The sequence below is a fragment of the Sphingopyxis sp. genome, from assembly GCF_036402335.1.
GTDB lineage: Bacteria > Pseudomonadota > Alphaproteobacteria > Sphingomonadales > Sphingomonadaceae > Sphingopyxis.
The window spans coordinates 1-7692 of sequence record NZ_DASWTD010000230.1 but is presented as its reverse complement, the minus strand read 5'-3'; the positions used below and the strand labels follow the sequence as shown (position 1 = coordinate 7692).

The following is a 7692-nucleotide window of genomic DNA, read 5'->3' as shown; positions in this document are numbered from 1 at the left end:
CCATAGCGAATGGATACGATGCAGATGGCATCTCAGGGTGGACGGGCCACCCTTCAAGATTAGTGACGTGTCGACGGTGAAGGCGGCAGTGTCTGCGTTCAATTCGAGAGACCCGGGTAATAGGTGTCGATCGTCTCCAGAAGGAATCATTTCACTATGGGAATTGCGAGTATACATCCGCTGTTCGACGCTGTCTTCGAGGGCGCATCACTCGCCGCGAGTGTCGGATCATGAGCGGTCGGCTGGCTGGACGGCGCTTCATCGTCACGGGGGCCGCCTCGGGTATCGGACGCGCGACGGCCGAACTGTTCGCCCGGGAAGGCGCAAGGCTTGCGCTCATCGACCGTACGGCTGACGGCGTGCAGGCGGTGGCGGATGCGGTGTCTGCAGTGGCATTCGCTGCGGACATCGCGGATCGCAAGGCGGTGATCCGATGCGTCGCGGACGCCGTCGTCGCAATGGACGGCCTCGATGGCGTCGTCAATGTCGCCGGGATCCACCGCCTCAGGCTGATCGAGGACGCTACCGATGAGGATTGGGATGAGGTCCTGGCCGTCAATCTGACTGGTCCCTACACGCTCATCCAGGCCGCGCTCCCGCATCTGAGAAACAGCGACAAACCGACCATCGTCAACATCTCGTCGGGGACTGCGTTGATGCCAACGCTGAATGGCATGTCGGCCTATGTCGCTTCGAAAGGTGGGCTAGTTTCGCTGTCAAAGGCCTTGGCCTTTGAATTGGCGCCAAAGATCCGCGTAAACGTGATCTGTCCAGGATCTGTTGTGACTGGACTGCTCTCACCCGAACATGTGAAGTTCGCCGAGTCCGAGGCATCGCCCTATGCCCTCAGGCGCAGCGCGGACCCGATGGAAGTCGCGAATGGCATTCTCTATCTCAGCTGCGAGGAATCGTCCTACGTCACCGGGGTTGCGTTGGCGATCGACGGCGGGCGCACCTTTCATTGATGGGTGTAGATCGACGTCGAACCTGAAATCCGGTGTTTGACGGTCCCCGGTTTTCATCCGGGCGTGATGCGAGCGTCCGGCCTGCATTCGCCGGGGTTAACCCAAGCGGATGCAGCATATTCCACTGGCGTCGGCCAGCCAAGAGCCGTGTGAGGACGGCTCTTGTTATGCTCCCGTCGCCAAGCCTCGATCTTCGCCCGGGCGTCCGCCAGCGACAGCAACCGATGGCTGTTCAGGCACTCGGCGCGCAGACAGGTCGCTTATCCGCCTTTCAGCTGTCTGGGCGCACTGTGGTGCGGCTGTCAATTGCTGCAAACTTGCTCGGTCCAATTACGAAACGGTCGATGTGTCTGCTTATGAGCAGGTCCGCAAGACGGAAATGCGACCTCGACGCGCTTGGCGCTACCGCGCTGATAGCACCTTCTAGACGACTTCCGCCTCGCAGCCTGCTATTGTTAACAACCTCGCCATTCGGTAACGATCGACCCCGGCTGATGGGCGTCGGCGGAACGACTGCTCGAAATGGCGGGCGGCGTCTTCGAGAAACGCGGTGCCGGCACAGTTTGCGCAACGCCATTGATACTTCGATAGATCTGTCTCGCGGCGATATGCGGGTGCGATGCGGCCTCGTCCGGATCGAGCACCGGGGCAAAGCAGGCGTCGGACCCTTCCAGTAGCGCCGACCATTCCTCGCGCGTACGCTGTCGGAACAACGCCTCGAACCGTCGCGTGAGATCGGGCCAGCGCGCGGGATCGTAGCCGTCGGTGAAATCGGGGTCGTCCCCGAGCCCGAGTTTCTCGCGCAGCAGCGCATAGAACCTGGGTTCCAGCGATCCAACCGATACGAACCGATCGTCTGCGCAGCGATAGGTCGCATACCAGTGCGGACCATCCAGGATACTGCGGCCTCGATCACTGACGAAATGCCCGGCCGCCTTCAAGCTGAGCAGCAGATTCATAAGGTGCGCGCTTCCGTCGACGATCGCGGCATCCACGACCTGGCCACGCCCGGTCGCGCGCGCAGATAGAATGGCGGCGAGCAGACCGACTGCAAGATAGAGCGCGCCCCCGCCTAGGTCGCCGACCAAACTGGGCGGCGCGACCGGAGGCGAGCCGGGTTGACCCGCGTACCATAGTGCCCCCGACAGCGCGATGTAGTTGATGTCGTGACCCGCCGCCTGCGCGAGCGGGCCGTCCTGTCCCCAACCGGTCATCCGCCCGAACACCAGCGCCGGATTGCGGGCCAGGCACGGTTCGGGCCCGAGACCGAGCCGTTCCATGACCCCGGGGCGCATCCCTTCGATCAGAGCGTCGCAGTGCTCGATCAAGTCGAGGACGGTCGCTACGCTGTCGGGCTGTTTCAGGTCGAGGTGGACGAACCGCTTGCCCCGGTCGAGGATCGACGCGCTGCCTAAGTCGATCGCGTCGGGGCTTGGTGCCGGGCGATCCACGACCACGACGTCGGCGCCGAGATCGGCGAGCAGCATGCCGCAGAATGGGGCCGGGCCGATCCCGGCAATCTCGATTACGCGTATGCCGGCGAGCGGCCCGTGACCCTTCATGCGCTGTCCTCTACCTCGATCGACCACATTTCTGTGGGCTAGAGCTGTGTCGTGTCATTTCGTCCGCTCGAACAAATATGAAAAAGGGGAATACGGTTCGAACCCAATGAATTGGACAGCGCGACGACATCGTCCGATCCGGGATGACAAAGACTGACACTGCGTGTGCGGAGAGGCTGATGGCAACGATCCGGACTGACCTGGGCTACAATCTGCACGCCTGCCCCTTCGGCGTTCGGCGGCGCTGACGATGGAACTACGCAGCCAGTTGCGCCGAGCAGCCAGCCACTTCGCGTCCCGCGAGGCACTGGTGCACGGCGACCGTCGCTTCACGTTCGCCGGCGCCTGGTCGCGGGGCGTCCGCCTTGCCAATGCGCTGGCCGATACCGGCCTGCGGCCCGGCGACAAGATCGCGACGCTCGAGAAGAATTCGATCGAAGCCGCCGACATCTTTCTCGCGGCGGCCATCGGCAATTTCGTTCGCGTGCCGCTTTATGCCCGCAATCGCCGCGAATCCCATGCCCACATGATGCGCAGCACAGGTTGCCGGCTCGCGCTGGTCGATGCGGCGCTACGACCCGAAGTCGCTGGCTTGAACGAGGAACTACCGGACCTCGACCGGCTGATCGTGCGCGATGCGGACTACGAGCGCTGGCTCGACCAGGCATCAGACAGAGATCCCGATCCGGCAATCAAGCCCGACGACCTGTGCGTCATACGCCATACCGGCGGCACGACCGGCGCTCCGAAGGGGGTCGCGTACACGCACCGCAGTTGGATGACGATCTGCGCGGGCTTCCAAGCGGTCGGGCCACGACCGGACCCCGGGTCGACGGTACTGCACGTCGGCCCCTTGTCGCATGCGTCCGGATTCATGTTCTCGCCGTATTGGGCGATCGGTGGCCGCAACATCATGATGGACGCCTTCGATCCCGAGAGCTTTCTCGAGATTCTGGCACGCGAGAACGTCGGCTATGCCTTCGTTGCGCCAACCATGCTGAACGCGATCGTCCACCACGGCAATCCGCGAGGCCATGCCTTTCCCCAACTGAAATGCCTGCTCAGCGCCTCCGCGCCGGTGTCGGAAGCGACGCTACGCCGTTCCTGCACGATCTTCGGCGACGAGGTGCTGCACACCGCCTATGGCCAGACCGAGATCCTGCCCGTGACATCGCTTGGGCCGAAGGAATGGTTCGGCCAGACCGAGGGATCGACCCCGCTTCAGTCGGTCGGCCGCGCGATGCCCTTTGTCGATCTCGAGATACGCGATGCCGAAGGGCGCGCGCTGGGCCCCGACGAACCGGGCGAAATCGTTGCCCGGTTCGAGAACGGCCAGATGCAGGGGTTTTGGGATGATCCCGAGGAAACGTCGCGACGCATGGTCGACGGGTGGGTGAAGACCGGCGACATCGGCCGGGTCGACACCAACGGATTTCTTTACTTGCTGGATCGCGCAAACGACCTGATCGTCTCTGGCGGCTACAATATCTATCCGGCCGAGATCGAGAACGTCATTGCCGATCACCCGCTGGTGGTTGCCGCCGCCGTTTTCGGCATCCCGCACGAAAAATGGGGCGAAACCCCCCTGGCGGTGGTCGTCGTCGCACCGGACACGCAGATCTCCGAACAGGATATCATCGATCTGGTCAGTCAACGGCTGGGTTCGTTCAAAAAGCCTGCGCAGGTCGTCTTCACGACTGAGCCGCTGCCGCTGAGCAACGTCGGCAAGGTGCTGCGATCAAAACTTCGCGAGCCCTATTGGGCCGGCCACGCCAGTCGCATCTCCGGCGCGTGAGCGCTGTCCTGCCCGAAAATTCCGCGGAGCCACTCATGTCGTTCGAGAATATCACCGTAGAAACGCGCGGGCCCGCTTCTTGGGTGTACCTGAATCGGCCGCAGGCGCTAAACAGCCTCACGCTCGGGCTGGCGCACGACCTTGAGGCCGCTATCGAAGCGGCCGAAGCCGATCCGTCGGTGCGCACGTTCGTCATCAGCGGGGTCGGACGCGCCTTCTGCGCGGGTGCCGACCTGCGGGCGATCCGTGCCGGCGATACCCCTATCAGCACCGGTCTCGCGCATTTCCTCGGCGAGTTGGGCCGTGTGTTCACGCGGATCGAAGCATCGCGGCTGCCGACGATCGCGGCGGTCAACGGGCTGGCGCTCGCCGGCGGACTGGAACTGGTCCTGTGCTGCGATATCGTGATCGCGGCCGACGACGCTGTCTTCGGTGACGCACACGCGAACTACGGGCTGCTTCCGGGTGGTGGCGGATCGATCCGCCTGCCGCGCAAGATCGGCGCTGCCCGCGCCACTCGGCTCATGATGACCGGCGAGTCCATTTCCGCGCAGGACATGGAGCGCGCGGGGTTGGTCAGCCGCTGCGTGCCAGCGGCGGCGCTGGCGGAGACCGCGCAGGCACTGACCGAGACGCTGGCCGCGAAAAGCCCGCTTGGCCTGGCGCGCATGAAGGAGCTGGCGGCGCTCGCCGTCGACTGCTCGCACGAGGAGGGTTTGCGGCGAGAAATGGAGATCGTCGCCGCCTACGCAGACTCGTATGATCTGCAGGAGGGACTGGCAGCCTTCGCGGCGAAACGGCCGCCGGAGTTCGTAGGGCGATGAGCGAGGTCTTCATCGCCGGCGTCGGCATGACGTCGTTCGGTCGGCAATTGGACCGGAGCTTGAAGGCGCTGTCGGCCGACGCTTGCGCACAGGCGTTCGCCGATGCGGGATGCGGGCCGGCGAACATCGAGGCGGTATTCTTCGGCAATTGTGTCCAGGGCCATATGGAAGGCCAGGACATGATCCGCGGCGAGATCATCGCCCGCGCCATCGGTATCCACGGCGTCCCCGTCGTGAATGTCGAGAATGCCTGCGCGACAGCCTCGACTGCGCTGCACATGGCAAACGCCTATGTCCGCTCGGGCGCGGCGGACATCGTGCTGGCGATCGGCGCCGAGAAGATGTGCTCACCCGACAAGGCGCTGATGTTCAGCGCTTTCGACGGGGCTTGGGACGTGCATGAAACCGCGCGGAACCGCGATATTCTGTTGGCGATGGGTCAGGGCGTCGCGGTGCCGGATGGCTCGGTGTCTGCCCAGCCTTACAGCGTCTTCATGGACATCTATGCCGCGATGTCGCGCGCGCACATGAAGACCTACGGCTCGACACAGGCACAGATTGCTGCCGTATCCGCCAAGAACCATGGCCATTCGGTCGGAAATCCGCTGGCACAATATCGCACCCCCTTTACCGTAGAGGCGGTGCTGGCGGCGGCACCGATCGTGTATCCGCTGACGCTGCCGATGTGTTCGCCGATAAGCGACGGCGCAAGCGCAGCCGTCATCTGCAATGCAGCGGGCTTGCGCAAACTTGCCGTGTCGCCCGGCCGCGCAATCCGGATCCTCGCATCGGTGTTGCAGACCAGTTCCGAACGCGACGCGTGCGACTACGATCGGCACGTCACCCGGTTGGCGGCGGCCCGTGCCTATGCAGCGGCTGGCGTCGATCCGACCGACGTCGACGTCGCCGAGGTTCACGATGCGACTGCGATGGGAGAGATCATCGAAATCGAGGCGCTGGGCCTGGTACCGCCGGGCGAAGGTGGCATCGCCGCTGAGCGCGGCGAAACCGTCCTTGGTGGTCGCCTGCCGGTGAACCCGTCCGGCGGGCTCGAAAGCAGGGGTCATCCGATCGGCGCAACAGGTCTTGCCCAGATCTACGAATTGGTCGGGCAACTGCGCGGCGAAGCAGACGCGCGGCAGGTCGACGGCGCCCGTGTCGCGATCGCGCAGAACGGCGGCGGAGTGGTGGGCGTGGAGGAGGCTGTCGTCGCAGTCACCATCCTCGGTCGATAGGGAGCAGAGGGCATGGAATTCCAACCAGACGAAGAGCAGCGGATGGCGGTCGAAAGCGTCCGCCGTTTCCTCGACGACAAACTGGAACCTGAAATCCGCGGCCATGGCCCGGGCTTCATCCCTCGTCAGCTCATGCAGCGTTGGACCAGTGAGCTGACACAGTTCGGTCACATCACGGCACCGCATGCTGAGCAGTGGGGCGGGCTCGACATGGGCTGGCTGACGCATCTGATGGTCTTCGAAGAGATCGTCTATTCGTCGCTCGACGTTGCCATTCCGGGGTTCATCAACGCGGTGGGTATCGAGCTCATCAGGCGCAACGCGTCGTCGGATTTGCAGGATCGCTACTTGCCGGGCCTCGTCGCAGGTGAGCTCTTCGTATCGATCGGAATCTCGGAACCCGATGTCGGTTCCGATGTGGCGGCGGTGAAAACGCGGGCGGTGCGCGACGGCGACCATTGGATCATCAACGGCGAGAAGACGTGGATCACCAACGGGGCCTATTCGGACATACTGATCTGCACCTGTCGCACGGGCGATGACGAAATCAGCCACATCCTGATCGATCGCGCGGAAAGCCCGTACGAGGTACGCGACATCGAGAAGATGGCCTTGAACGGCCAGTCTACAGCGCAGATTTTTCTCACCGACTGCCGGGTGCCCGCGGGCAACACGCTGGGTCAGCCCGGGGACGGCTTGCGCAACACGCTGAAGGTGTTCGAGATCGCGCGTTGCCACATGGCGATGTGGAGCATCGGCATTGCCCGGCGCGCGCTGGACGAGGCGATCGCTTATGCAAAGGAGCGCACGCAGCATGGTCGGAAGATCGCCGGCCACCAGCTCATCGCCGACAAGCTGGCGACCATGGCGACGCAGATCGATGCCGCACGGCTGCTGACGCACCGGGCGATAGCGCTCGTCGATGCCGGCATTCGCGCCGAAACCGAATGCGCGATGGCCAAATGGTTCGCGACCGAGATGGCCATCGGCGTCACCCGCGACGCTCTGCAGATCCACGGGGGCAACGGCGTGACGAGGGACTTCATCGTCGAGCGACTGGCACGCGAAGCGATCATCTGTCCGATCCCGGATGGAACGACGGAAATCCAGAAGCTCATTATCGCGCGCGCGTTGACGGGCATCGGGGCGTTTCGCTGACGGAGGGTACGATGATGATCGACACTTTGCGTTACGACGGCCGGGTCGTGATCGTCACCGGCGCCGGTGGCGGGCTGGGTCGTCAGCACGCGCTGCTGTTCGGTGCGCGCGGCGCTCGCGTCGTGGTGAACGACCTTGGCGGTGGGCGCATGG

The 7692-nt window shown here is 63.9% G+C and carries 6 protein-coding genes and 2 pseudogenes; 6 read left to right on the top strand and 2 right to left on the bottom strand.

Features of this window, described 5'->3' with window-relative positions; genetic code table 11:
* The first annotated feature begins 230 nt into the window (after positions 1–230).
* On the top strand, positions 231–965 hold the full coding sequence (locus VGD20_RS07225; RefSeq protein ID WP_017980752.1) for an SDR family NAD(P)-dependent oxidoreductase: 735 nt from the start codon (positions 231–233) through the stop codon (positions 963–965).
* 53 nt (positions 966–1018) lie between these two features.
* On the opposite strand, the pseudogene VGD20_RS07220 reads toward VGD20_RS07225, so the two are convergent.
* Together VGD20_RS07220 and VGD20_RS07215 are read right to left on the bottom strand one after the other, a co-directional pair.
* Positions 1019–1216, bottom strand: a pseudogene (locus VGD20_RS07220) (integrase core domain-containing protein); the annotation flags it as partial.
* Positions 1217–1420: 204 nt separating this feature from the next.
* A complete protein-coding gene (locus VGD20_RS07215) occupies positions 1421–2527 on the bottom strand; it encodes a CaiB/BaiF CoA transferase family protein (protein ID WP_017980753.1) in 1107 nt (368 codons plus the stop codon).
* 250 nt (positions 2528–2777) lie between these two features.
* Here VGD20_RS07215 and VGD20_RS07210 point away from each other — a divergent pair, with 250 nt between their 5' ends.
* The 5 genes and pseudogenes from VGD20_RS07210 to VGD20_RS07190 form a co-directional block, all read left to right on the top strand.
* Complete coding sequence (locus tag VGD20_RS07210; RefSeq protein WP_017980754.1) at positions 2778–4322, top strand: class I adenylate-forming enzyme family protein; 1545 nt, start codon at positions 2778–2780, stop codon at positions 4320–4322.
* Between the two features lie 35 nt (positions 4323–4357).
* Positions 4358–5146 (top strand): enoyl-CoA hydratase/isomerase family protein, encoded by a 789-nt coding sequence (locus VGD20_RS07205; RefSeq protein ID WP_024310683.1) that lies wholly within the window; start codon positions 4358–4360, stop codon positions 5144–5146.
* Positions 5143–6381: a thiolase family protein gene (locus VGD20_RS07200; RefSeq protein WP_017980756.1), complete on the top strand. Its 1239-nt coding sequence runs from the start codon at positions 5143–5145 to the stop codon at positions 6379–6381. Before VGD20_RS07205 ends, VGD20_RS07200 begins: the two co-directional genes overlap by 4 nt.
* 42 nt (positions 6382–6423) lie before the next feature.
* Positions 6424–7539, top strand: a complete 1116-nt coding sequence (locus VGD20_RS07195) for an acyl-CoA dehydrogenase family protein (protein WP_231292100.1) — start codon at positions 6424–6426, stop codon at positions 7537–7539.
* Positions 7540–7553: 14 nt separating this feature from the next.
* A pseudogene (locus tag VGD20_RS07190) lies at positions 7554–7692 on the top strand (serine/threonine protein kinase); the annotation flags it as partial.